This is a genomic window from Streptococcus sanguinis, assembly GCF_050220005.1.
Classification (GTDB): domain Bacteria; phylum Bacillota; class Bacilli; order Lactobacillales; family Streptococcaceae; genus Streptococcus; species Streptococcus sanguinis_Z.
In genome coordinates this window covers 402,191-429,063 of the sequence record NZ_CP071413.1, presented here as the reverse complement: position 1 = coordinate 429,063, position 26,873 = coordinate 402,191, and the positions used below count along the sequence as shown (strand labels likewise).

The 26,873-nt window shown below is 42.9% G+C and carries 21 protein-coding genes; 3 read left to right on the top strand and 18 right to left on the bottom strand.

Annotated elements, in window-relative coordinates; all coding sequences use genetic code 11:
- Positions 1 to 274: 274 nt before the first annotated feature.
- The 7 genes from J1C86_RS02190 to J1C86_RS02160 all read right to left on the bottom strand — a co-directional run bounded on the left by J1C86_RS02190 (position 275) and on the right by J1C86_RS02160 (position 11,095).
- Positions 275 to 1,201, bottom strand: coding sequence for an ATP-binding cassette domain-containing protein (locus J1C86_RS02190; protein WP_125409643.1), 927 nt, complete (start codon positions 1,199 to 1,201; stop codon positions 275 to 277).
- 10 nt (positions 1,202 to 1,211) lie between these two features.
- On the bottom strand, positions 1,212 to 2,279 hold the full coding sequence (locus J1C86_RS02185) for an ABC transporter ATP-binding protein (RefSeq protein WP_002893620.1): 1,068 nt from the start codon (positions 2,277 to 2,279) through the stop codon (positions 1,212 to 1,214).
- 8 nt (positions 2,280 to 2,287) lie between these two features.
- Positions 2,288 to 3,214, bottom strand: a complete 927-nt coding sequence (oppC, locus tag J1C86_RS02180) for an oligopeptide ABC transporter permease OppC (protein WP_002920135.1) — start codon at positions 3,212 to 3,214, stop codon at positions 2,288 to 2,290.
- Positions 3,214 to 4,710, bottom strand: coding sequence for an ABC transporter permease (locus J1C86_RS02175; protein WP_125408216.1), 1,497 nt, complete (start codon positions 4,708 to 4,710; stop codon positions 3,214 to 3,216). The genes oppC and J1C86_RS02175 overlap by 1 nt, the downstream gene beginning before the upstream one ends.
- Before the next feature lie 64 nt (positions 4,711 to 4,774).
- Positions 4,775 to 6,760 (bottom strand): peptide ABC transporter substrate-binding protein, encoded by a 1,986-nt coding sequence (locus J1C86_RS02170; protein ID WP_125408218.1) that lies wholly within the window; start codon positions 6,758 to 6,760, stop codon positions 4,775 to 4,777.
- Positions 6,761 to 6,992: 232 nt separating this feature from the next.
- Positions 6,993 to 8,963, bottom strand: coding sequence for a peptide ABC transporter substrate-binding protein (locus J1C86_RS02165; RefSeq protein ID WP_002905274.1), 1,971 nt, complete (start codon positions 8,961 to 8,963; stop codon positions 6,993 to 6,995).
- Positions 8,964 to 9,139: 176 nt separating this feature from the next.
- Positions 9,140 to 11,095 (bottom strand): peptide ABC transporter substrate-binding protein, encoded by a 1,956-nt coding sequence (locus tag J1C86_RS02160; protein WP_185755811.1) that lies wholly within the window; start codon positions 11,093 to 11,095, stop codon positions 9,140 to 9,142.
- Between the two features lie 292 nt (positions 11,096 to 11,387).
- Between J1C86_RS02160 and pbp3 the strand changes: the two genes are divergently transcribed.
- Positions 11,388 to 12,656, top strand: a complete 1,269-nt coding sequence (gene pbp3 / locus J1C86_RS02155) for a D-alanyl-D-alanine carboxypeptidase PBP3 (RefSeq protein ID WP_125408222.1) — start codon at positions 11,388 to 11,390, stop codon at positions 12,654 to 12,656.
- Between the two features lie 139 nt (positions 12,657 to 12,795).
- On the opposite strand, the gene sufB is transcribed toward pbp3, so the two are convergent.
- The 9 genes from sufB to J1C86_RS02110 form a co-directional block, all read right to left on the bottom strand.
- A complete protein-coding gene (sufB, locus tag J1C86_RS02150) occupies positions 12,796 to 14,208 on the bottom strand; it encodes a Fe-S cluster assembly protein SufB (protein ID WP_002893631.1) in 1,413 nt (470 codons plus the stop codon).
- Positions 14,209 to 14,225: 17 nt separating this feature from the next.
- Positions 14,226 to 14,663 carry a Fe-S cluster assembly sulfur transfer protein SufU gene (gene sufU / locus J1C86_RS02145; RefSeq protein WP_125408224.1) on the bottom strand — a complete coding sequence of 146 codons (438 nt, stop codon included), beginning with the start codon at positions 14,661 to 14,663 and terminating at the stop codon, positions 14,226 to 14,228.
- Positions 14,650 to 15,882 (bottom strand): cysteine desulfurase, encoded by a 1,233-nt coding sequence (locus J1C86_RS02140; protein ID WP_125408226.1) that lies wholly within the window; start codon positions 15,880 to 15,882, stop codon positions 14,650 to 14,652. Before J1C86_RS02140 ends, sufU begins: the two co-directional genes overlap by 14 nt.
- Positions 15,883 to 15,923: 41 nt before the next feature.
- A complete protein-coding gene (gene sufD / locus J1C86_RS02135) occupies positions 15,924 to 17,186 on the bottom strand; it encodes a Fe-S cluster assembly protein SufD (protein WP_125409236.1) in 1,263 nt (420 codons plus the stop codon).
- A gap of 41 nt (positions 17,187 to 17,227) precedes the next feature.
- Positions 17,228 to 17,998, bottom strand: a complete 771-nt coding sequence (sufC, locus tag J1C86_RS02130; protein ID WP_002893635.1) for a Fe-S cluster assembly ATPase SufC — start codon at positions 17,996 to 17,998, stop codon at positions 17,228 to 17,230.
- An 89-nt stretch (positions 17,999 to 18,087) separates the two neighbouring features.
- Entirely contained in the window at positions 18,088 to 19,254 is a 1,167-nt protein-coding gene (locus tag J1C86_RS02125; RefSeq protein ID WP_002911768.1) for a glycosyltransferase family 4 protein, read from the bottom strand.
- The gene (gene mecA, locus J1C86_RS02120) at positions 19,245 to 19,997 is read right to left on the bottom strand and encodes an adaptor protein MecA (protein WP_002911767.1); all 753 of its coding nucleotides are present in this window, start codon (positions 19,995 to 19,997) and stop codon (positions 19,245 to 19,247) included. Before mecA ends, J1C86_RS02125 begins: the two co-directional genes overlap by 10 nt.
- Before the next feature lie 175 nt (positions 19,998 to 20,172).
- The gene (locus tag J1C86_RS02115) at positions 20,173 to 21,015 is read right to left on the bottom strand and encodes an undecaprenyl-diphosphate phosphatase (protein WP_002911766.1); all 843 of its coding nucleotides are present in this window, start codon (positions 21,013 to 21,015) and stop codon (positions 20,173 to 20,175) included.
- A 139-nt stretch (positions 21,016 to 21,154) separates the two neighbouring features.
- Complete coding sequence (locus J1C86_RS02110) at positions 21,155 to 23,050, bottom strand: DUF2207 domain-containing protein (RefSeq protein WP_002911765.1); 1,896 nt, start codon at positions 23,048 to 23,050, stop codon at positions 21,155 to 21,157.
- A gap of 131 nt (positions 23,051 to 23,181) precedes the next feature.
- Between J1C86_RS02110 and J1C86_RS02105 the strand changes: the two genes are divergently transcribed.
- Together J1C86_RS02105 and J1C86_RS02100 are read left to right on the top strand one after the other, a co-directional pair.
- Positions 23,182 to 24,747 carry an ABC transporter substrate-binding protein/permease gene (locus tag J1C86_RS02105; RefSeq protein WP_125408232.1) on the top strand — a complete coding sequence of 522 codons (1,566 nt, stop codon included), beginning with the start codon at positions 23,182 to 23,184 and terminating at the stop codon, positions 24,745 to 24,747.
- Positions 24,744 to 25,484, top strand: a complete 741-nt coding sequence (locus J1C86_RS02100; RefSeq protein ID WP_002893646.1) for an amino acid ABC transporter ATP-binding protein — start codon at positions 24,744 to 24,746, stop codon at positions 25,482 to 25,484. The genes J1C86_RS02105 and J1C86_RS02100 overlap by 4 nt, the downstream gene beginning before the upstream one ends.
- Before the next feature lie 97 nt (positions 25,485 to 25,581).
- Here J1C86_RS02100 and J1C86_RS02095 read toward each other — a convergent pair whose 3' ends face one another.
- The gene (locus J1C86_RS02095; protein WP_125408234.1) at positions 25,582 to 25,797 is read right to left on the bottom strand and encodes a hypothetical protein; all 216 of its coding nucleotides are present in this window, start codon (positions 25,795 to 25,797) and stop codon (positions 25,582 to 25,584) included.
- 108 nt (positions 25,798 to 25,905) lie between these two features.
- Positions 25,906 to 26,838, bottom strand: coding sequence for an SPFH domain-containing protein (locus tag J1C86_RS02090; RefSeq protein ID WP_002898882.1), 933 nt, complete (start codon positions 26,836 to 26,838; stop codon positions 25,906 to 25,908).
- Positions 26,839 to 26,873: the final 35 nt, after the last annotated feature.

The following is a 26,873-nucleotide window of genomic DNA, read 5'->3' as shown; positions in this document are numbered from 1 at the left end:
GACAGATTTATTTTCTCGTTTTTTTGACAGGTTACATATCTCTATGTCACCCTGCACTTGGTTCGTCTTGTTCAGTTTTCAAAGGGCTTTGTCTTTCGCGACAACTATATTAGTATATCACCTATACCTACTACCTGTCAATACCTTTTTTGAAAAAAATTAAAATTTATTATTTTTAAATTGGTGGATCATTTTACACACCTTTGAGACTGGTCAATTGACCTACATTCTATCTTTGTTAAAGGCACAAAAAATGCCCTTTCGGACATTTTTTCTATTCTTGTTCTTGTTTATACTTTTCGAGTTCAGCTTTATTAGCCCAGACATAGTGTCCCGGACGAATCTCTGCCATTTCTGGTTTATCAACTGAATAATCGTGCTGTTCAGGATCATAGACCTTCAACACTTTTTTACGCTCCAAGATTGGGTCTGGAATTGGAACAGCTGAGAGCAGGGATTGTGTATAAGGGTGGACAGGATGGTTGAACAATTCCTCTGTCTCTGCCACTTCTACAATGACACCTTTGTAAATCACGGCGATACGATCAGAAATAAAACGAACTACCGAAAGGTCATGGGCAATAAACAGGTAGGTCAAGCCAAGCTCTTTTTGAAATTTTTTCAAAAGATTCAAAACCTGAGCCCGAACAGATACGTCCAAGGCAGAAATCGGCTCATCTGCAATTACGAAGTCTGGTTGCATGACCAATGCACGAGCAATCCCAATCCGCTGACGCTGTCCACCAGAGAATTCATGAGGATAGCGAGTTAAATGCTCAGCCAACAAGCCAACTTCATTGATGATATTCTTGACTTTTCTTTGACGATCTTCTTCATTATCAAACAAATGGTAATTATAGAGCCCCTCAGATATGATATAGTCAACCGTTGCACGTTCATTCAGACTGGCAGCCGGATCTTGGAAAATCATCTGAATCTTGCGAATCAAGTCCGCTTCTTCTGCTTTTGACATTTTACCATTAATCTTTTTGCCTTCATAGAAGATATCACCTGCACTGGTATCATTAAGACCGATAATAGCTCGACCAATAGTAGTTTTACCAGAGCCTGATTCTCCTACAAGAGAGAAAGTTTCTCCCTTATTGATGAAGAAATTTGCATTTTTAACTGCCACAAATTTCTTACTTCCTTCACCGAAGGAAATTTCTAAATCTTTAATTTCAACTAATTTTTCAGTCATTTCCTTCCTCCTAAGCTTCTAATTGATTGAAGCCCATTTTTGAACGAATTTTTTCATGCAGATTTTCGATGATCTCTGGTTTATCAACCTTAGGCGCATCTTCGTGCAGCAGCCAAGTCTTAGCCCAATGAGTATCTGAAACATTGAAAGCTGGTGCTTCTTCTTCAAAGTCAATTGACATGGCATAGTCAGACCGCAAAGCAAAGGCATCCCCTTTAATTGGTGAATAAAGTGACGGCGGAGTTCCAGGAATCGAGTAGAGCGCACCATTCGCATCTGCCAACTGAGGTAAACTGGATAGCAAACTCCATGTATAAGGATGTTTTGGCTCGTAGAAGATTTCTTCAACTGTACCGTATTCTACAATTTCACCGGCATACATGACCGCAACCTTATCTGCAATACTAGCCACAACACCAAGGTCGTGCGTAATAAAGATGGTTGTGAAATGATATTCTTGCTGCAAGGATTTGAGCAAGTCAATGATCTGCGCTTGAATCGTTACATCAAGGGCCGTTGTCGGCTCATCACAGATAAGAATATCAGGACGGCAAGCCAAGGCAATAGCAATAACAATCCGCTGACGCATACCACCTGAGTATTGGAAAGGATATTCTTCGAAACGTTTTTCCGCATCTGGAATCCCGACCTTACTCATATAGTCAATGGCCATTTTTTTAGCTTCTTTGGCTGATTTTCCCTGGTGCTTGATAATGACTTCTGTAATCTGGCTTCCAATCGTATTAATGGGATCCAAGCTCGTCATCGGATCTTGGAAGATAGTCGCAATTTTTGCACCGCGAATCGGCTCCCAATCCTTGTTACTCCGAAGAGTTGTCAAATCTTTGCCACGGTAGTCAATGGTTCCTTGAGCTACACGGCCATTTTCTTCTAGCATTCCAGTAAAGGTCTTGGTCAATACAGACTTACCAGAACCTGATTCACCAACAATAGCCAGAACTTCGCCTTCAATCAAGTCCAGAGAGACTCCACGAATGGCGGTTAAGACACGATCGCGAACATCGAATTCCACGACAATATCGCGAGCAGTCAATATTACATTTTCATTCTTTGTCATATTTACTCCTATCTATGTGTACGTGGATCGCTGGCGTCGGCTAAGTTTTGACCAACTACGAAGAAAGTAAGGGATACCAAAATCAGAGTTGTGAGTGGAATCCAAAAGAGGTAGGCATTCGTCGTCACGTTTTGAGAATAATCTGAAATCAAGCGTCCCAAACTTGGCACTGTTACAGGAAGCCCTAATCCAAAGAAGGACAGAAAGGCTTCGTAAGAGATAAAGCTTGGCAACATTTGTGAAGTGGTGGTCACGATAACAGATACCAACTGCGGCATAATGTTCTTCGTTACAATCTTGAGAGTTGGTGTACCAAGAGTACGAGAGGCAAGGTTGTATTCCAAATCCCGATAGCGCATAATCTGCACACGGATAGTGTAGGCAATACCGACCCAACCAGTAATCGTCATGGCAAAAATAAGATTCCAGAAACCAGCACCGATAGAGTAGGTCAAGACAATGACAATCAAGAGGGCAGGGATGTTTGAAATGATATTGTAGACTTCCATCATGACACGGTCGACTGTTTTGGAAATTCCCCAGATACCGCCGATGATGACTCCGATGGCCAGATTAATAACCGTCGCAATAATCGAAATAAGAATAGAGTTACGAGCACCAAACCAAACACCATCAAAGAGAGACTTACCATTACTATCCGTTCCAAACCAGTATTGAGCACTTGGTTTGATATAACGCATGCTAAAATCATTTACCTTGCTCACGTCATTAAAGTCGAAGTTTGAAAACATAGGATAAATGAAGCTCATGAGAATAATGGCAATCAGAATCCCTAGCATGGTAATGGTTGATTTCTTTTTCAGAAATTGACGCATGACTGATTTCCAGTAAGAATAGGCTGGAGCATCAATCGTTTCAGAGGCAAAATCGTCACGTTTGACAAATTGGAATTTGCTTTTATCAATTGTAGCCATTATTTACCTCCTTTTGATGTTAACTTAATACGTGGGTCCAGTACGGTCATCAGAATGTCACCCAGCAAGAGAGCAAAGATAGACAGACATGTGAAGATGAATACAAGACCAACAACCATAGAGTTATTGGATGCCTTAACAGAATCAATCAGCATCTTACCCATACCAGGGAAAGCAAAGACAGTTTCTGTCAGAGTCGCACCTGCAATAACACCAACGATAGAAGCTGGGATACTAGATACCAGCGGTACCATAGCGTTTTTAAAGATGTGCTTGTTAGAAATTTCTTTTTCAGAGAGTCCCTTCGCACGCGCAAAGCGGACAAAGTCCTGAGACTGCAAGTCAATCATATACCGGCGAATCCAAACAGCTGTCCAAGGAGCACTCAAAAGCCCTAGAATAACAGCTGGAAGGACATAAGAACGCCAATCTCCCGCTCCCAAGATTGGGAAGGAGTCTGGAAGACCAACAGCAGACCCAGCCAAACGGACAATGTAGACCAAGGCGATGGTTGGCAGTGACATCATAAAGGTCAAGCCCGCTGTAGAAATGCTATCAAACCATGTATTCTTGAGTCGAGCCATGTAGGATCCGAGTGGAATAGCAATCAGATAAGACAGAGCCACACCAATCAAACCGATAATTGCTGAGCTGGTAATCATGGATGGATTTTGATAGTTGCTTTGAGTCGCCGTATAAGCATCTCCCTTACCAAACTTAGAAATGTCCTGTGAATCAGCTTTGCTTGGCGTCTTGTAAGTACGAGAATAAATATTAACAGACGATGTCTTTTCCCCTGTTGGAAATTGAACTTCAGAAGATTTAGTTTGTCCTTGTCCCTGTGTAATAACCTGCAAAACAGGGATATTAGCATAGGTCGGATAAGAATTACCTAAATTAAAGGTGATAAAGTTCTGGTGGACAAATGGAAACTGACCATTAAAGTAAAGCAAATATTTATGCTTGGTACCTGAACCCACAAGAGACCAGCCAACAGAAGGATCATTTTCAAAGCGGATATAACGCTCTAGGTTTGGATTCTCCTCATCTTGGATAACATTTGGATGGTCAATTTGAATCAGATTAGCATAGAACTCAAAGACACGTTCATAAACAGGTACTTCACGTACAGCATAGAATTCTCCGCTCAGTGGGAATTTCTGCAATTTCCAGCCATTACCGAGTTTATCAATATACTTCTGATAAATCTTCTCGTTTGCTTCAGTAGCTTCTGTGGTAACAGAAGAATCTTCCTTGCTAGCCTTCTCCTGCAGTTCCTTGGTATCATAATAGTCAATGTAACCCATCCGCTCAAAGATGGTGTTTTCATAGTTAGTCTTTTTATCTTTATTGGTCGCTATTTTATTATAGTTAGGATCCTGCTTGAAAATCAACCTTCTTGGCACCATAGTATAGATAATGGCATAAGTCAGGGTCGTCACCAAGAAAATCGACACAATTGAGCGTAAGATACGCATAAAAATATATTTTTTCATTTATCGTTTCCTTTAAATTCCAAAAGAACTTTCTCCTCTATTAGAGAAAGTTCTCTTAGCAAGCTTATTTCACGTGGTCTGCTAATTCTTCTTGAGCTTTTTTATTAGATTCCGCACGTTCTTTATTCCATTTTTCCTGAGCGCTATTATAATCTTTTGTCGTTACAGGCTCATCCTGCAATTTCATGTATTTATAACTTGCTGCTTCACGCGCCTTAGCACCAGACCAAGCAAACGGTGCTGAGAAAGGCACTACCTTAGTCAAGGTTGGACGACCTGTTCTAGAAGTTACCGGAATCAACAAAGCACTATCAGTCAGCCAAGCCTGAGCAGCCGCATATTTTTCATAACGCTTGTTCAAATCTTGCTTTTCTGCACCAGCTTCGTCAACCAGCTTGGTATATTCATCCAAACCAACTTGTTTCGCTGCGGCATTATCTGTGCCATCAAATCCTAAGAAGGTCTTGGTGTTTTCACCACCAGGTTTGATAACATCAAGATAGGTAGATGGATCTTGATAGTCCGGAGACCAGCCGACATTATCTGAAATATCCCAGTCCTCTTCAGCAGCAGAAGGAGCAAACAAGGTAATGTTAGTCACTTCATCCTTAGACAATTGGTGAACATCAATCACAACATTATCTGTTCCCAAAGTCTTCTCAATGGATTGCTTGAGGGATTGAACGCGCTGTACTTTAGAAGTAGCTGTTTGATCAACCGGAATGTCCAGATGGATTGGGAATTCTACGCCATCAGCTTTCAAAGCTTCTTTTGCTTTAGCAAATTCAGCCTTTGCTTTGTTCTCGTTATAGAGACCATCTTGACCATCTGAGAAATCAACATCTTTCCATTCGTCACCATAAGTTACTACTTTTTCCTTAACTAGGTCACCGAAGGACTTGTCACCAGCCTGCACAAATGTAGGTGGGATGTAAAGGTTACGAAGAAGTTTATCTGCTCCGTCCTTACCATTAATCTGAGATGCATAGGACTCACGATTGAAAGCAAAGGTCAAAGCCTGACGGAAGTCCTTGTTAAGCAAGGCTTTCTTAGTTGAAGTTTTTTGAGCTTCTGACGTCTTAGCAGTATGGTTGTAAGACTGACGATCAATGTTTGTACCTACCAAGAAAGTTGAGGCATCTTGAGGTGTATAGACGATATTATCTTTAAAGTCTTTTTCAACCTTTTCATAAGTCGCACTAGTTGGGAAGAGTCTAGCTGTTGTCAGAGCCCCTTGACTGAACTGATCAGCTAGTTTCCCTTGATCTTGTCCATCATAGAAAGAGAGTTTCACTGCATCTACATGAACATTTTCTTTGTCCCAATAATTAGGATTCTTCTCAAATTGAATTTCAGATTTTGAAGTCAATGATTTGAGCAAGAAAGGTCCGTTATAAAGCAAGCTTGTTGGATCGGTTGCTTGAGCGAACTTATCACCTTGGTTTTTCAAAAAGTCTTTGTTTACTGGGTATAGAATTCCCATTGTCGTCTTAGAGTTCCAGAAGCTTTCTGGCTCATTAAGAGTATACTCAACAGTATGATCATCAACTGCTTTAATCCCTACTTCTGAGAAATCAATCTTCCCAGAAATATAGTCCTTAAGCCCTTTGACAGAATCCTGAACCAAGTAGATTGTTTCAGATTTATTGTCTGCTGCATACTTAAGACCTGTAACAAAGTCTTCTGCTGTCACATCTGCATACTCTTCACCTTCAGAAGTATACCACTTAGCATCTTTGCGAAGCTTATAAGTATAAGTTTTTCCATCTGGTGATACAGTCCATTCCTCTGCCATTGAAGGAACCAAGTTTCCATATTGGTCGTTTTCTAAAAGACCGTCAATGACATTGGCTGTCAAATCTGTTGTAGCAGCCTTACTTGAAGTGAGATAGTTCAAGTTTTCAGGATCTGTCTCGTAGATATAATTAAAGGTCTTTGAAGAGTCTGAGCTGCCTGACTTTGTGTTTGGCTTGGAGCCTGAGCAAGCCGCAAGAAAGCCAGCTGCAAGAAGAGTAACTCCTGCTAATGCAAGGACTTTGCTTTGTTTCATATGGGTTTCTCCATCTTTTAGATTTTTAGATTTAATTAAGATTATAGCATAGATAGTACTAAAAGTAAAATAAATTTTCAGAATATTAAGTTAGCTCACTAACACCCTAAGATGTTTATGCAATTGGTTTTCTCGGATGTTGATTATCTATGACCAGACAAGCTCAACCTCGTCCATTTCGTCTTCAAAATCATCAAAAATCCCACTGTAGCTACAATGGGATTTTCTTGCTTCATTTGATATGTTCTGCGAGTTCTTTTTGAGCTTTTTTGTTGGATTCTTCCTTTTCTTTTGCCCATTTTTCACGCGCTTTTTCATATTCTTTAGTCGTTATTGGTTTATCTTGGATTTCAACATATTTAAAGCTGTATTCACCCTTGTTTCCAGTCCAAGCAAATGGTCCTGAGAATGGAACAACCTTACGGACACTTGGTGTTGCACCAGATGACCAAGCTGGCATCAACAGAGCACTGTCTGTCAGCCAAGCCTGAGCTGCAGCATACTTTTCGTAACGTTTGTTAATATCCTCGTTTTCCGCAGCTGCATCTTCCAAGAGCTTGTCATACTCTTCAAAGCCGGCCTCTTTAGCTGCTGCATTATCTGTGCCAGGGTCAAAACCAAAGTAGCTGTCAACATTCTCACCAGTCTTAGATCCAGTGATTTCCAGATAAGAAGATGGATCGTTATAATCCGGACTCCAACCAAGATTATTATTCAAGTCCCAGTCTTCTTGAGATGCCGAGGTCGCAAAGTAGGTGATATTATTCAACTCATCATCTGTCATCTGCTGAATGTCAATCACCACATTGTCAGAGCCAAGATTAGCTTCGATAGACTGCTTCAGTGACTGAACACTCTTAACACCATTGGTATCTGCTGAGCTGACCGGAATATCCAGATGGATTGGGAATTCCACTCCTTCTGCCTGCAGCGCTTCCTTAGCTTTGGCAAATTCTGCCTTGGCTTTTTCTGGATTATAAAGACCATCCTGAGCGTCGTCTAATTTGACTCCCTTCCACTCATCGCCATAGCTAGCCAGATTTTCTTCTACAATGCTGCCGAACTCTTTACCATTAGCTTGAACAAAGGTTGGCGGAACAAAGGTATTACGAAGCTGCTTGTCTGCTGCTTCTTCGCCATTGGTTTGGGCAGAATAGGCAGTTCGATCGAAGGCAAAAAGCAGAGATTGGCGGAAATCTTTATTGAGCAGTGCTTTCTTAGTGGAAGATTTCTGTGCATCCGTTGTCTTAGAAGTATGCTCGTAAGACTGACGGTCGATATTAGTTGTGACAACGAAGGTTCCTGAACCTTGAGGAGTGTAGACGATATTGTCCCCATACTGTTTCTTCACACTGGCAAAGTTTGAGCTATTTGGGAAAAGACGAGCAATGGTGTAGTTGCCGTCAGAGAAGCCACGCACTAGAGATTCTGTATCTTGACCATCATAGTAAGAGAATTTGACAGTGTCAATTTTTACCTTTTCCTTATCCCAATAGTTTGGATTCTTCTCTAAGCTAATTTGAGATTTCGAAGTGATAGATTTCAAGATAAACGGACCGTTATAGAGGACACTGGTTGGATCTGTCCCCTGAGCAAATTTGTCACCTTTTGATTTCAGAAATTCTTCATTGATTGGGAAAAGAATCCCCATGGTTGTCTTAGAATTCCAGAAACTTTCTGGCTGATTCAAAGTGTATTGAACAGTAGAATCATCCACCGCCTTGACACCTACTTGGGAGAAGTCAGTTATTTTACCATTGACATAGTCGTCCAAGCCTTTAATGGATTTTTGAACGATATAAAGACCATCAGACTTGCTGTCTGCAGCATGCTTCAGACTGGTCACAAAGTCCTTAGCAGTCACATCTGCATATTCTTCACCATCAGAAGTATACCATTTCACTCCCTTACGAAGCTTATAAGTATAGGTCAGACCATCTTTTGAAACGGTCCAATCTTCTGCCAAAGAAGGCACTAAGTTACCATACTTATCGCTTTCCAGCAAACCATCCACTACATTAGCCATAATCTCGTTGGTTGCCCGCTTATTGGACACAGTGTAATCCAACGTATCTGGATCTGCGGTATAAACATAGCTATAGTTTTTCCCAGATGAATTGGAGCCGCCAAACGAACAGGCAGCCAGAATTCCTGCAGAGAGAATGACAAGCCCAGCAGCTGCAGCTAACTTAGATGTTTTCATAAACTTCCTCCAGTTTTCATTAAGATTACTTTCATTATAGCACTTCTGCGACAGGATGTAAACGCTTCAATGCGATGAAGGCCGATATAAAAAAAGAGAGAACAAAAATGTTCTCTCAACTAAACAACTTGATTCAAGACAGCTGGCAAAGAGACAAACTTTTGCTGTTCAAAATCTTATTTGATATGTTTTTCTAGCTCTTCTTGGGCTTTTTTATTGGATGCTTCCTTTTCTTTTTCCCATTTCTTAAGAGCAGCTTCGTAGTCTTTAGCTGTCACAATATCATTTTGGAGCTCCATGTTCTTAAAGACATAGACATCTCCTTTGATTCCGACATAAGAGTAAGACTTGGTAAATGGTACGACCTTCTGAACGACTGGTGAACCACCGCCAGAAACACCAGGAATAACAATGGAGCTATCTGTCAGCCAAGCCTGAGCTGCTGCGTATTTGGTATAACGAGCATTGGTATCTTGTTTTTCCTTATCTGCCTCATCCAATAACTCTTTGTATTCGTTCAAGCCAACTTTATTTGCAACATCAGCATTTTTCCCTTTTTCTAAACCAATATTATCTGTAGCGTCACCCGTTTCTGGGTTGAAAATATTCAGATAAGTTGATGGATCTTGGTAGTCTGCTGACCAACCAGACATGTTAAGGTCGTAGTCCTTCTGAGCTGCTGTTTCTGCAAAGTAGGCAGAGTTATCAAAGTCATCTGTAGACATTTGCTGAACATCAATGACGACATTGTCCTGACCGAGTGCTGCTTCAACAGACTGTTTGAAAGAATTAGTCCGCTGCACTAAGACTTTGTCAGTCTGATCCACAGGGATATCGATATGAATCGGGAATTCAACACCTTCTGCTTGCAAGGCTTCCTTAGCCTTAGCAAACTCAGCCTTGGCCTTGTCAGCATTGTAGATGCTGTCTTGGGCATCTGTCAGTTTGACACCGCTCCACTCATCACCGTATGTAGGAAGTTTGCTCTCTACTACATCTGAAAAGTCTTTGCCATCAACCTGCACGAAGCTAGGAGGAACAAGTAAGCTACGGATGAGTTTAGTCGCCCCATCTTTACCATTCATCTGAGCTCCAAAAGATGTCCGGTCAAAGGCAAAGTTGATTGCCTGACGGAAGTCTTTATTTTGAATAGCCGCTGTAGTTGATGCCTTTTGAGCATCTGATGTCTTAGACGAATGATTATAAGTCTTACGATTCAGATTGAAAGCAAAATAGAAACTAGTTGAATTCTGCGGTGAGAAGATAATATTATCTTTGTATTGCTTTTCTACAGAAGCGTAGTTAGAACTTGTTGGGTAAAGCCGTGCTTGAGAATAGGCACCGTCTGAGAAGTTGCGAATCAGTGATTCCTGATCTGAACCATCAAAGTAAGTCAGCTTTATATTTTCAACCTTGACATTGTCCTTATCCCAGTAGTTCTGGTTTTTAGCGTATTCAATGACAGACTTAGAAGTAAAAGCCTTCAGAATATAAGGACCATTATAAAGAATGGAAGAAGGTTTTACGGTACCAAAATCTTTGCCCTGTGACTTCAAGAAATCCTCATTGATAGGGAACAGAATCCCCATGGTTGTCTTAGAGTTCCAGTAGCTTTCTGGCTGGTTGAGCGTGTATTCGACCGTGTGGTCATCAACTGCTTTTACTCCAACTGTTGAGAAGTCTTTAGACTCTCCTTTGACATAGGCATCCAAGCCTTTAATGGAATTTTGGACGATAGGAAGAGCTTCAGAATTTTCATCTGCCGCGTGCTTCAAACCTGCTACAAAGTCTTGGGCTTTGACTTCTGCGTATTCTTCACCATCTGATGTGTACCACTTAGCATCTTTACGAAGCTTATAGGTATAGGTCAAACCATCCTTTGAAACAGTCCAGTCTTCCGCAATAGATGGAACCAAATTGCCGTATTTATCATTTTCTAAAAGGCCGTCCACCAAGTTTGTAATAACATCGGAAGTTGTAGCTCGATTTGAATTGACATAGTCCAAAGTATCAGGGTCACTCGAATAGACATAAGAATAGGTATTGCTTGCATTGGAATTTCCACAAGCAGCTAAAATCAGTGTTGACACGACTGTCAGTCCAGTAATGGCCAACCATTTAGATTTTTTCATGAGCATTCTCCTTCTCAATTTATATTGTATTATTATACAATATTTTTTTATAAAAACAAATGTTTTATGTAGAAAAATAATAATTTTCTATTTTTCAGCTTGTATATCTGTATTATTTCAAATATTTTTCTATTTTGTGAGTTTTTCCGAAAGATGCTTTTATAAAAAATCTCTTTAAGGGGATTACCCTACTTTTCTCTACATTTATTTTGTAACCTTTTATTATCCTTGATTTATAAAAGAAAAGAGAATTTTATGATACAATGGTTATATCTTGTTTTAGGGGAAAGAAATGAAACGATTATTCCTATGTTTACTAGTTTTGGTCGGAATGACCGCCAACAAGGTGGCAGCAGATGATTTCAACATTGCCGCTAAAAGTGCAATGGCTGTGGATGCTACTTCTGGAAAGATTCTCTACGAAAAAGATGCTAATACACCAATTGAAGTCGGCTCCATCACCAATCTTTTAACCGTCTATCTGGTCTATGAAGCCATTGACAGAGGAGACCTGACTGCCGATACTTATGTTGATATTTCAGACTATGCTTATAATCTGACAGCTAATCCAAATATCAGCAATGTCCCTTTGGAAGCCAAACGTTACAAAGTCAAGGACTTGATTGCCGCCTCCTTGATGTCCAGCTCCAACAGTGCCACGATTGCCTTGGCTGAAAAGGTTGGGGGCAGCGAAGAAAATTTCATTGAAATGATGAAGGCCAAGCTTAAAGAATGGGGAATCACAGATGCTACTGTTGTGAATTCCACAGGGCTGAATACTCTTCTTCTAGAATACGCAACTGAGGAAACAGAGTATAGCACCTCAGCTAGCACAGCTAAAAAAAGCAAGGACACTGAAAACAAATTCAGTGCCTACGCCTTAGCTGTTATCAGCCAGCATCTGATTATGGACTTCCCTCAAGTGACAGACATCACGTCCAAGTCTACAGCCAAAATTGCGGGGACGAGTCTGGAAAATTATAACTTCATGCTGGAAAACCAGTCCAACTTCCGCTCAGGTGTAGACGGACTTAAAGCCGGCAGTTCGGATAAAGGAGGATCTTCCTTTGTTGCGACGACTACTGAAAATGGTATCCGCATGATTACTGTTGTGCTGGACGTTGAGCAAACCGACGGCGACCCCTACGCACGCTTTGTAGCCACAGCGTCTTTAATGAACTATGTTTCGCAAAACTTCACCCAGACGACTATTGTGGCTGAGGGGGAAGCCTACAATAAAAGCCATTCAACAGTTATTGACGGCAAGCAAAAGACCGTTCCAGCCGTTGCCAGCAAGGATTTCACCATCATTGAGCGCATCGCCAATCAGGCTGAGCACAAGGTAGAATTTTCAACCAACGAAAAAGGCTTCCAAGCTCCACTAAAAAAAAATACTGAACTTGGCACCTTGACCTATACCGACCCTGAACCGATCGGCCAAGGCTATCTGGAAAACAAAGCACCTTCTGTCACAATGGTGGCAGGCCAAGAGGTGGAAAAAAGCATTTTCTTCAAGGTCTGGTGGAATGACTTTGTCCGCTATGTCAACGAGAAATTATAAAGAACAACCGCGTATCAAATGATTCGCGGTTGTTCTTTATGTTTTGTAAATGTTGGACTAGAACTAGTAAACTTCTTTGAATCTTAACTCGCAATGCGTGTCTTCAAGCAGTAATTTAAAGTTTCGCTTAGACAAAGCTTTACCCAACTGATCCTTCCATTTCATAGCTAATCAAGCGGTTAAGCTCAACAGCATACTCCATAGGCAGTTCTTTGGTGAATGGCTCGACAAAGCCCATGACAATCATTTCGGTTGCTTCGGATTCAGACAAGCCACGGCTCATAAGATAGTAGAGCTGCTCTTCTGAAATCTTAGAAACCTTGGCCTCATGCTCCAGAGCCACTTGAGAGTTATGAATTTCATTAAAAGGAATGGTATCTGACGCCGAAATATCATCCATGATAATCGTATCACACTCAATATGGCTGACAGATTTCTGTGAATTCTTTCCAAAGGTCACTTGACCGCGGTAGTCCACTTTACCTCCGCCCTTAGCAATAGACTTAGACACGATAGATGAGCTGGTATGCGGAGCATTATGAATCATCTTAGCACCTGTATCTTGGTGCTGATTGGTATTGGCAAAGGCAATAGACAACATTGTTCCACGCGCTCCAGGTCCGTCCAGATAGACAGACGGATATTTCATAGTCGTTTTCGCACCAAGGTTCCCGTCAATCCACTCAACTGTCGCATCTTTCATAGCCCGCGCCCGCTTGGTCACGAGGTTGTAGACATTATCGGACCAGTTTTGAATAGTGGTGTAGCGCATATAGGCACCATCGAGGGCAAAAATTTCAACAATCGCCGCATGCAAGCTATTGCTAGAATAAGTCGGAGCAGTACATCCTTCTACATAATGGACGCTAGCGCCCTCATCGACAATAATCAAAGTCCGCTCAAATTGACCAGAATTTTCATTGTTAATCCGGAAATAAGTCTGCAAGGGAACATCTACCTTGACGCCTTTTGGTACATAGATAAAGGTACCACCAGACCAGACCGCGGAGTTGAGAGCTGCTAGCTTGTTATCTGTCGGAGGGACCAGCTTAGCAAAATACTGTTTGAAGAGCTCTGGGTATTCCTTAAGAGCTGAGTCGGTATCCGTAAAGACAATGCCAAGCTTTTGAAACTCTTCTTTCATATTGTGATACACAACTTCTGATTCATACTGGGCCGCCGCACCAGCCAGGTAAGCTCGCTCTGCTTCTGGGATCCCAATCTTCTCAAAGGTTTCCTTAATCTTCTCAGGCACTTCATCCCAGCTTCTAGCTGGCTTATCAGAGGCCTTTTGGTAATAAATCAAGTCATCAAAATTAATTTCTGACAAATCCGGCCCCCAAGTCTGCATCGGCATCTTCTTGAAAGCCTCGTAGGATTTGAGGCGGAAATCCAGCATCCACTCTGGTTCATCCTTGGCTGCAGAAAGCTCACGAATGACCGCTTCATTCAGCCCTTTCCCTGTCGAGAGAACAGGTTCAACATCGTCATGGAAACCAAACTTGTATTCACCGAGATCAATCGGTTTTGGTTCTACTCTTTCTTCTGACATAATTTCCTTTCACATTCTTACTTTTTATCTTCTTCAATTGCTCGCTTGAGGGCATTCCAACCCAAGGTCGCACACTTAATTCGCTGCGGGAATTTGGTAACGCCTGCTAAAAAGGCGCCATCTCCCAATTCTTTCTGGCGACTGTCTTCTTGGCCCTGAACCATCTGCGAAAAGACTTCTGCTAATTCCAGTGCCTGCTCTTTTGTCTTGCCCAGAACCGTATCTGTCATCATGCTGGCCGAAGCCGTTGAAATGGTACAGCCGGAATTCACAAAGGCAATATCCTCAATCTGGTTTTCAGCATTAAACTTGACAGACAGGCTGATAACATCGCCACAGGTCGGGTTATTGAGAACTACTTGCTCCACATCTTCCAACTTACCATGATGATGGGGGTGAGCCGAGTGATCAGTCACAACCGCCTTATAAAGGCTGTCTAACTTAGAAAGCGTCATTGAAAAACTCCTTTGTCTTTTCTAAAGCATCTACCAGCTTGTCGCAATCCGCATAGGTATTGTAAACATAAAAGCTGGCTCGAACAGTCGCTGGCACCTGCAGATAGGTAAGCAGAGGCTGAGCACAATGGTGACCCGCCCGAACAGCCACTCCTTCGTAGTCTAGAGCCGTCGCGACATCATGCGGATGGAGACCATCTAGGTTAAAGGCGATCACGCCCGAACGCTGGGCCAAGTCCTGAGATCCATAAATGGTCAAGCCTTCCACTGCCTGCAGCTTAGGAAATACGTAGGCAATCAGGTCCTGTTCATGCTGGGCAATGGCATCCATACCCAAGTCTTCCAAATAATCAATGGCTGCCGCAAGACCGATTGCTCCTGCCATATTCGGCGTTCCGGCCTCAAACTTCCACGGAAGCTCCTTCCAGGTCGCTTCCTGCTCATAGACAAAATCAATCATTTCGCCGCCGAACTCGACTGGCGACATCTGCTCTAGCAGTTCTTCCTTGCCATAGAGAACCCCAATGCCGGTAGGCCCAGCCATCTTATGCCCCGAAAAGGCGAAGAAGTCCACATCCAAATCCTGCACATCAATCTTCATGTGCGGAATGGATTGAGCCCCATCTATCACCAAAAACGCTCCTTGCTGATGAACCAGCTGGGCAATCTCCTTGATGGGATTGATGACACCGAGAACATTGGAAGCATGAGCCAGAGAGACAAACTTGGTCCGCTCATTGAGCTTGGCACGGAAATCTTCCATATCCAGAGCACCGTCTTTGAGATAGACATAGACCAACTTGGCTCCAGTCTTCCTACAAGCTTCCTGCCAGGGAATGACATTGGAATGGTGCTCCATGATAGAAATCAGCACTTCATCACCAGGCTGCAGCCTTTCAGCCGCAAACTGAGCCACCCAATTAAGACTCGTCGTGGTTCCTCGTGTAAAGAGAACCTCTCTGCTAGAAGCTGCATTGATAAAAGAACGCACTCTTTCTCTGGCTGTTTCATAGGCTGCTGTCGCCCGCTCGGCTAGCGTATGCACACCACGGTGGACGTTGGCATTGTCTCTAAGATAGTAGTTCTCGATGGCATCCAGCACCTGCTTGGGTTTCTGGGTTGTCGCCGCATTGTCCAAATAAACCAAAGGCTCATCATTGACAATTTGGTCCAAAATGGGAAAATCTTGCTTGATTGCTTCTGCATTAAATCCAGACATGAAGACTCCTATCTAACTAATACGGGACAAGGCCCAGCTTTTTATCTTTTTGCGAGAATAATATCGATATTTTCAATCATTTCATCACGGACTTCCTTAACAGGGATTTCCACAATCACTGAACCTAAGAAGCCACGAACGACCAAGCGCTCTGCTGTTGCCTTATCAAGACCCCGACTCATGAGATAATACATATCCTCCGGATCCACCTGACCGATAGAAGCCGCGTGACCAGCTGTCACATCGTTTTCATCAATCAAGAGAATTGGATTAGCATCTGAGCGAGCTTGGTCAGACAGCATGAGAACCCGGCTTTCCTGCTGGGCATCTGCTCCCTTAGCCCCTTTGATAATATGGCCGATACCATTGAAGGTCAGGGTTCCTTTTTCTAAGATAACCCCGTGCTGCAGGATATTTCCGATAGAGTTGCAGCCATAGTTAGTTACGCGGGTGTCAATTCCCTGAACCTGCTTACCGCTTGAAAGAGCCACCACTTTCATATCCGCATGGCTACCCTTACCATAGAGATCGCTGTCAAAGTCAGCCACGACATTGCCTTCGTTCATAACACCGATAGCCCAGTCAATCATAGCATCATTGTCCAGCTTGCCACGACGGCTGATATAAGCCGTTACATTTTCGCCCAAGCGGTCAATAGCTGAAAACTTAATCTGAGCTCCAGCCTGAGCAATAACTTCGACGGTGATATTGGCTGTTACTGGAACAGAGCCCTCGCCGTAAGTTTCTAAGCGTTCCAAGTAGTTAACCTTGGAATGCTTGCCTGCGATAATCAAAATATGCTTGTTAAAAGGAACATCGCTTTCGCTGTCCTGATAAAAAATTCCTTCAATCGGCTGGTCAATCTCAACATTGTCCGGCACATAAAGAACTGCACCGCTGTTGAAATAGGCAGTGTGATAAGCCGCCAATTTGTCCTCATCATACTTGACCGCGGACATAAAATGCTTTTCTACCAGCTCTGGAATTTCTTCCAAAGCAGAGTGGAAATCAGTAAAAATCACACCTTGCGCTGCCAAGTCAGCTGGCAATTGCTCCAGAACAGTCTGAGTTCCCACCTGAACAAGCTTGAGATTGTCTTCTAGGGCTGTAAAGTCTGGAACACTTGTCAGCGGTTCACTCTTTGAAATACGGCCGTCTCCCAGATTCCAGCGATGGAACTTAACCCGCTCAATACGTGGCAATTCTAACTGGTCAATTTTATCAAAGGCCTGCTGGCGCAGTTGAAAGAGCCAGTCTGGCTCTGCATGTAGCTGTGAAAATTCTTGAATTAATTCTTTAGTCATGTCATTCTCCTATCTTTTATCAAAGTCAAAAGAATGTTTGACTAGGCTTCTTCGGTATAGGTGAAGCCCAACTCTTCAGCCAATTTAGCATATCCTTCTTTCTCCAAGCGGACTGCCAATTCTGGACCACCAGAAAGAACGACTTTACCATCCATCATGACATGAACCACATCAGGAGTGATATAGTTGAGCAAGCGTTGGTAGTGGGTGATAATCATAGCACCAAAGCCTTCACCGCGCATAGCATTAACCCCTTTGGACACAACCTTAAGAGCATCGATATCCAGTCCCGAGTCAATCTCATCCAAGAGCGCAAAAGTCGGCTCTAGCATGAGCAACTGCAGGATTTCATTGCGCTTCTTTTCACCACCGGAGAAACCTTCATTAAGGTAGCGCTCAGCCATTTCTTCTTTCATGTTGAGCAGTTCCATCTTTTCATCCAGCTTCATGATAAAGTCGCGGACGGAGATTTTTTCCTCGTCTTCTTTGCCAGCATTCATAGCTGCACGTAGAAACTCTGCATTAGTAATACCAGGAATTTCACTAGGGTACTGCATAGCTAGGAAGAGTCCCATGCGAGCACGCTCATCCACTTCCAATTCTAAGATATTGACTCCATCAAAAAGCACCTCTCCTTGAGTCACTTCGTAGTTAGGATTGCCCATAATTGCTGCAGACAAGGTGGATTTCCCTGTTCCATTTGGGCCCATGATGGCTGCAACCTCTCCCGTTTTCAGAGTGAGATTCACCCCTTTGAGAATTTTTTTTCCTTCGATTTCGACATGAAGATCTTTGATTTCTAAGACAGACATTTCTTTTTCCTTTCTTTGCTTAGCTGATTTACATACTTTAGTATACCAAAAAAAAGCCCAAAAGGCTTTTATTTTGTTTAGAGCTATTCTTATTTATTCCGCTTTTGACGCCATTTCCGCCGAACTTCCTCTCGGTAGGAGGAGTTGCCAATAAAGCGGAGAATATTGAGCAAAGGAGTACGATTAGGTCCCAAAACTCCAACCAGCTCAGCAAAGAGTTCAACACCCAGAAGTAAGCCAATCATCAAGAGCACGCCACCAATTCGACTGGAAACATTCAACAAGAGAGAAATCATGGCAAAGACCAGCGAAATCCCGTAGATAACCAGTACTGTTCCTCGGTGAGTCAATCCCAAGGACAAGAGTCTATGATGAAGATGGTGCTTGTCAGGCGTGTAGAATTTCTGACCAGATAGAGTACGGCGGATAATCGCCAGAAAAGTATCCGTAATCGGCACTCCTAAGATAATCATAGGCGTCACCACAGCAACAGCTGTCGCATTTTTTAGTCCTTGCAAGGACAGAACAGCAATCATAAAGCCGATGAAGAGAGCCCCCGTATCACCAAGATAAATGATAGCCGGGTGGTAATTGTAAGGGAAAAAGCCCGCAATTGACAAGACCAAGACGAAAATTGTCAGGGTCAAAAAGAGATTGTGCTGGGGCAAAAAGAAGTAAGAAACAATCCCCATCGTCACCAAGGAGATGATGGACACCCCACTCACCAGACCATCCAGACCGTCAATCAAATTAACCGCATTGGTGATAGAAATAATCCACACCACTGTCAAAATATAGGACAGCCAAGGCTCAAAATGCAGGAAAGGTCCGCCAAAAGGAATCTTAAAATCATCCAATCGGAAATCAGTCAGCCACCAGATTAGGCTGGCTGCTAGAACAATTCCACCCATTTTCAACATAGGCGATAGTTCTTTGATATCATCGACCAGCCCTGTAAAGGCAATAATCAAACCACCTAGAACGACCGGCCAAACATAATCAAAATAGGTCTGTCCAAAAAAATCTACAGCAACAATCTGCGGCATCAAGAGCAGAGTAGAGATAGAAAAAGCCGCTACAATCGCCAGCCCGCCACTGCTAGGCATGGGCTTTTTATTGATGCGACGAGCATTGGGATAATCTACCGCACCAATCTTAAAGGCTAGGAGCCGAACCAAGGGTGTTAGAATCACCCCGATAAAAAAAGTTCCCAGCAATACCAAGATAAACTTTAAAGGAAAAGTAATCATAGGCATTCAACCTTCTGCAGGCCGGAGACGGCATCTGTCACCAAAAGAAGATGACCGTGCTCCTGCAGCACTGCCCGAGTGATATCTGAATCATCTGCGAATTCACGCATCTTGGCCAAGAGCCAAGCTGGATAGCGCTCTGGAAAGCCCTCAACATCTACTAAAATCGTCAAATAATAAGCTGAATCATACTTATAAAGCTCTGATAAGTCAATCTTATAGTCCACCGTCTGGGCAAAAGCCGCAGCAGCTTTAATATCTTCAAAACGCAGGATGTAGTAAATGTAACGCTCTGCATTTTCCGCCGACTGCTCATCAGCCGCCTCCTGAGAAAGCTGCTCCCTTTCCTCTGCTTCGGCTGTTTCCAAAGATTGGACTGCTTCTATGTCTTCCTTACTCTTTTCAAAAATGCTCTTTTCCAATGTCTTGAGGAATTCATCTGGAGACATATGAGACAGCTCGTCCATGTCTGGCAAATCTGCCAAATCCTCAAAACTCAGATTCTTATCCAACTTAGACTTGGTAACAAACACATCCACCTTATCTGGTTTAGGCGTCACTCGAAAACTCAGCATACCGCTGTCCAAAAAATTATCCGGCATCTCCAACTCATCTAAGATGGTATAGAAAAACTCTTCCGTCTTTTCTTGGGGAACCAAGAAATCAGCCATTTCCATGCCGCGCTCTTCCAAATCTTCCAGCTGAATCGTGATTTTTATGGTCGAATCACTAATCTGTTTCATTTCCATATCTCTACCTCATACACTTCTAGTCCTACTATTATACTAAAAAATCCCCCGTATTTCAAAAAATAGCTAGTAACGCTTTGAAAATGGAATTTGCAAGAAAAAACTCTCAGAAAATTCCGAGAGCTTATTATTTCATTACATGAGAAAGAGTCAGGGAAACATTAAAATTACCTTTTTAACCCATCAAGGCTTTGATTGCTGCATAAACCAGAAGCACACCGCCTAGGCCAATCCGATATTTCCCAAAAATTGTAAAGTCATGCTTTTTGACGTAGTCTGTCAGGAAACGAATCACGACTAGACTAACACCGAAGGCAACCCCCATGGCAACTAAGAGCAAGAAGATTTGCCCAAATCCCAGACTGTTCCCATTCTTGATAAACTTGAGAATTTTCCAGCCACTAGCACCAAACATAATAGGAATCCCCAGATAGAAAGTGAACTCTGTCACGACAGAACGACTGACACCATTCAGGAGACCACCGACAATGGTGGCACCAGAACGGCTAGTCCCAGGAAAGAGAGCTAGAACCTGAAAGAGACCAATTTGCAAGGCAGTCTTGTAAGGAAGAGAAGCTAAATCTGTCACAGCAGGCTCCTCATGCTCCCGCCTTTCCAGATAGATAAAAGCCGCCCCATAGACAATCAGCATCACTGATACAGATACTAGATTGTAGAAATGCGCTTCAAACCAATCATCCAAGAATAAGCCGATAACAGCAGCCGGCAAGGCTGCCACGACGACCTTAGCCCAAAGCTGCCAGGTCTTTTGAACCTGACGGGCTGATTTGCCTGGTTTAAAAGGGTTTAGCTTGTCAAAATAGATAACGACAACCGCCAAAATAGCTCCCAGCTGGATAACGACATTAAACATTTCCATAAAGGCTGGACTTTGATTCTTAAACTGGATAAAGTCTTGAATCAAAATCAGGTGGCCTGTACTAGAAATCGGCAGCCATTCTGTGATTCCTTCGATGATACCGAAAATAATAGAGATAAAAATTTCAATGATAAACATAGAATACTCCTGAAACAAGGGTCTACTCAAGGAAAGTCGCAATTAAATTCCCAAAGAGTATTAGGTCTTATTATATCACAATTTAAAGGCTAGGAAAAGCCAGTACTAAGACTTTTCTGGCTAGGAGGGAGCTTATCTATCAGAAAGCTCCACCGCCTCCACCGCCTCCGCCACCGGAGAACCCACCACCTGAACTTCCGCCAGAAGAGACAGAGAAATTGCTGGCTGTGGTCGCTACATGGCCGTAGTTTGAGAAACTGTGCATACTGCTATAGAAGGCATAGTGCAAGTTAGCCTGAACATAGCTGTCCATAGATGGATTTTGCAAGCGAATCTGACGCAGAGCCATGACACGGCTGACGCGATCTGCATAGCCAAAGAGGGTCGCATAGACCAAGAGACGGTTCCAAAGGATAATACCTTCAATTTCTGTATTGTCCAGATGAGCAATATCTCGCAGCATATTGGAAAAACTTCTCCACAGATAGTAATCATACGCGCCTTCGTCATTCAGGACACCATCTCGCCAATAAAGCTGCGCCTTACTAGCAAAAATGCAAATCATAACAAGTCCCACCAGTGCTAAGGGAATATATATCCAGATAAGACTTTCAAAAGCGGCCATATAGACAAACAAAACTCCAAGAGAGAACAACAAAACAGCACTAGCTAGAATGATGGCAGTAATCAGCAATCTCTTTTCCTGAACTTTCAGAGGCCGGTAGTGACCAAAGAGACCCAAACGCTTGCCTTCAGAGCGCACTTCTTTAGATAAGGAGCGCAGACTGTTAGTAAATAAGGACTTGATATTGCTACCAATGTTACGGATATAGGACTCATCCGCAGAAGACTTGTGCTTATAAATATCTTCTGAAATTTGATAGGCTGAAAAGAGATCTTTCACTCTGGCTTGGGATTGCTTGTTAAAAGCCATGCCCAGAAAACGTCTCTCAAAGTCCGCTAGCCCATCATAAGTCGCTATTTGCAGAACAGGATTTTCAGCATCTCCCTGCAGGAGGAGATTGCCCCTATCCAGCAAGTCTAACAAAGTCGCCTGGACCATATTTTCAAAGTTCAGCACTGCCTTGCCGCCCCTAGTCGGATCGACATCCTCCATGTCTACTGCGTAAATATTTTCCGCCAAGACAAGGGGAGCCAAGTCCTGAGGAGCTTCGTATAGACGGGCATTCTGGGGATAAGACTGCTTAGGCTTGATCTTCTTAGCAAAGACAAAATAAAGAATAGCCGCTGCAAGGATGGCACATAGGAGCAGCAAGGGTATATAAATTTCTCCTAGCTGCCGGTAAAAGATCGTCTTGCGGGCAATTTTTTCTTCTTGAGCTTTAAAGGTTGGCAAGTAGTCACTCTCGTCTTCGTTCTGGGACACAAGAGAGACCGCTTGTCGATCCCAATAGCCGTGGAGCTCGACATTATCGCCCGAGCCAATTCCATTGAGTTTGACCAGATAGTCGGTGCCATTCTTATCCACGAAAGGCTGAGTACCAAAGTAGCCACTATGAGCAAAAAGCTCGCTCTTATCTGGATTGCTCAAGCCAGAAACTGTCAAGACGACCTCACCTATCCCCTGGTCCCAATCGCTGATAGGAGTCCAGTTGAGCTCAGCAATATCCTTGTGAAGAAAAAGGAGATTTCTCAGCTGCCAGGTCACAGTGACAACAACTCTGTCACCGTCGTTTCCTGAATTATAAATTTTGACCTCATAGCCATCTCCTAAGTCTCTGACTTGGGGGTTAATATCCATATCTACCTCACCATTCGTCAGAACCGAGACCGTCGGATTCCCATCAATGGCAAAGCCATTAGGCATCTTTCCAGCAGAGCCCAGCGAAACAATCTGACCATTATAGTCGTCATTAAACTTGTAGGTCACTTTCTCTGTGTAGGTAGCTGTATTGTCCTCACGCAAGGCCAGATCGCCTTGATAGGATTCAATATCATAGTCAACAGCCGAGACAACCCGACCAAAACAAAGGCAGGAAAACAAAACCAACAGAAGACAAAAATATCGTTTCATACTCAACCTCTCTTTACAGATATTTTGTTCTATTATATCATTTTTATCAAGTAAGGGCTTACTAGGATTGAAAAGAACGGTAATTTTCGATAGAATAGGAAGAACTATTATTAGATAAGCAGGAGAAACCCATGAAGAAATTATTACTCACTTTATTTACAGCCCTCCTGGTCACCTTAGGAACGGTCCATGTTATTCAGGCCGATGACTATCTGAGGATCGGTATGGAAGCAGCCTACGCGCCCTTCAACTGGACTCAGGATGACGATTCCAACGGTGCTGTAAAAATCGAAGGCACCAACCAATATGCCAACGGATACGATGTGCAGATTGCCAAAAAAATTGCTCAAGAGATGGGCAAGGAACCTCTGGTTGTCAAGACTTCTTGGAATGGCTTAATTCCTGCTCTGACCTCCGGCAAAATTGACATGATTATTGCAGGTATGAGTCCAACTGCCGAGCGGAAAAAGGAAATCGCCTTTTCTAACAGTTACTACACCAGCGAACCAGTTCTCCTAGTTCGTAAAGATGGAAAATATGCATCCGCTAAGACTCTAGAAGACTTCAAAGACGCTAAAATCACTTCCCAGCAAGGAGTTTACCTCTACAATCTCATTGACCAACTGCCTGGTGCCAAAAAAGAAACAGCTATGGGCGATTTTGCTCAGATGCGTCAAGCCTTGGAATCTGGAGTTATTGATGGCTATATCTCTGAGCGGCCAGAAGCTTTGACTGCTGAGACTGCCAACTCTAACTTCAAAATGATCCAATTTGAGAAAGGCTTTGAAGTAGGAGAAGAAGATGCTTCCATTGCCATTGGGATGCGTAAAGATGACAATCGCATCGAGCAAGCTAATGCAGCTATCGGTAAGATTTCTACTAATAACCAAGTCAAGCTGATGGATGAGATGATTCAGAAACAGCCTGTTGATACGGATAGTGAAACAACGAATGAATCATTCTTCAGTCAAGTGGCTAAGATTCTGGCTGAAAACTGGCCGCAATTCCTACGCGGAGCTGGTTTGACCTTGCTCATTTCGATTACAGGGACCATCGCAGGTCTCATCATCGGACTGCTGATTGGCGTTTATCGGACGGCACCAGCTTCTAAGAATAAACTCCTAGCATCACTGCAAAAAATCTTCGGCTGGTTCTTAAATGTCTATATTGAGATTTTCCGCGGAACTCCAATGATTGTTCAGTCTATGGTTATCTATTACGGAACAGCCCAGGCCTTTGGAATTTCTATCGACCGGACTATCGCTGCCATTTTCATCGTCTCCATCAATACGGGAGCTTATATGAGCGAGATTGTCCGCGGTGGTATCTTTGCTGTTGATAAAGGGCAATTCGAGGCCGCAACAGCACTGGGTATGACCCATGGTCAGACCATGCGCAAGATTGTACTGCCTCAGGTTGTCCGCAATATTCTGCCCGCAACTGGTAACGAATTTGTCATCAACATCAAGGATACATCCGTGTTGAACGTTATCTCAGTGGTTGAGCTTTATTTCTCTGGAAATACCATCGCTACCCAAACCTACCAATACTTCCAAACCTTTACTATCATCGCTGTAATCTACTTTGTCCTGACATTCAGCGTGACACGCATCCTTCGCTATGTTGAAAAACGCTTCGACACAGACAACTACACGACAGGTGCCAATCAAATGCAGACAGGAGAAGTAAAATCATGACAGAAACTATTCTAGAAATTAAAAACCTCAAAAAGTCCTACGGTGAAAACCAAGTCCTCAAGGACATCTCCCTCACCGTTCATAAAGGAGAAGTGATTTCCATCATCGGCAGTTCCGGCAGCGGAAAATCAACCTTCCTGCGCTCCATTAACCTTCTGGAAACACCAACTGGCGGACAGATTTTCTATCGCGGCAAGAATGTTCTGGACGAGAATTACGACTTGACCCATTACCGTGAAAAGCTGGGCATGGTCTTTCAGTCTTTCAATCTCTTTGAAAATCTTAATGTCCTAGAAAATACCATCGTCGCTCAGACAACCGTCCTAAAAAAAGAACGGTCAGAAGCCGAGAAAATTGCCAAAGAAAACCTCAACAAGGTTGGCATGGGCGAGCAATACTGGCAGGCCAAGCCTAAGCAGCTCTCAGGCGGTCAGAAGCAGCGGGTCGCTATTGCCCGCGCCCTCTCCATGAATCCTGATGCCATCCTCTTTGACGAGCCGACTTCAGCCCTCGACCCTGAAATGGTTGGTGAAGTTCTGAAAATCATGAAAGAACTAGCTCAAGAAGGGCTGACTATGATAGTCGTAACCCACGAGATGGAATTTGCCCGTGATGTTTCCAGCCGTGTTATCTTTATGGACAAGGGCGTCATCGCTGAAGCTGGTAGCCCGCAGGATATCTTCACCAATCCCAAAGAAGAAAGAACCAAAGAATTCCTGCAACGCTTCCTCAGCTAAATTACTTCTATTTTCAAAAACAAAAAAAGGAATCTGGAACTAAGTCCAGATTCCTTTTTTGATTTAATGAGCAATATCAGTTGCACAATTTTGAAGTTTAGTCTTCAAATTTTTCATGGTTTTTGTCGTAGAAATCAATCAAGCCAAGAGCTGTTTCAAAAGAGATATTTTTCACTTTTGCACGTCCTTGAGCAAGAGCAATGATAGACATTTCACGTGCATTTGTTTCTTTACTAATACGGTAACCGGTGAGCTTCTTATCACGTACCCAACTAACAACAGATTCTACTTTCTCGAAATTAGATTTAGCCATTTCTTACTCCTCTCTATTCTAGCTACATCAACTACTATAATTGTTTTTATACAGTTTGTCAACTTAAACAAACCAAATTCGAACAAATTAAATAATTCTGAATTTTCTTTACTTAGCTTTGAGGGCTGAAAGTATCTGAGTCCGAATACTTTCGACACCTTCTGGATTTGCTGGAAGGAAGATAGTATTATTACCCGAACTATCTGCAAAATTATTCAGCGTATCCAGATACTGGTTGGTCAAAAGAATAGACATAATCTGCTCTTCTGTCAACTCAATATTGGCTCCCTTCAATTCCTTGATCGAGTCTGCCAAACCATCCACAATGGCCTTCCGCTGCTCGGCAATACCAACCCCATGAAGACGGTCTTTCTCAGCTTCTGCAGAGGCAGCTGTCACAATCTTAATCTTATCCGCTTCAGCCAATTCCTGAGCAGCCACGCGCTTACGCTGCGCCGCATTGATTTCGTTCATAGACTGTTTAACTTCAGCATCAGGCTCAACCTTGGTAATCAAGGTTTTGACAATAATGTAACCATAGGTAGACATTTCTTCAGCTACCTGCTTTTGGACCTCTAGGGCGATTTCGTCCTTCTTTTCAAAGAGCTCATCCAAGGTCAGTTTTGGAACGGAGGAACGAAGAGCATCTTCAATATAGGACTTAATTTGAGCTTCTGGCCGCATAAGCTTGTAATAAGCGTCAATCACGTTGTTTTCATTTACACGATACTGGGTCGCAACATTCATAGTTACGAAAACATTATCCTGTGTCTTGGTCTCAACGACAATCTCGCTCTGCAGCAAACGCAGCTGAACACGAGCCGCTATCTTGTCAATCCCTAAAGGAAGACGGAAATTGATACCGCTGCTGCTGGTTTTGTGGTAGCGTCCAAAACGCTCAATGATTGCCACGGATTGCTGACGAACCACATAGACTGCACTAAGCAGCAAGAATATAAAGATTATGATCAATATGATAAAGAAAAATGGAATAAAAAACATGTTCAAGCCTCCTTGATTCACTATAGTATATTCTAACATATTTAATTTGCAGTTTCAAATAAAAGCATACAAAT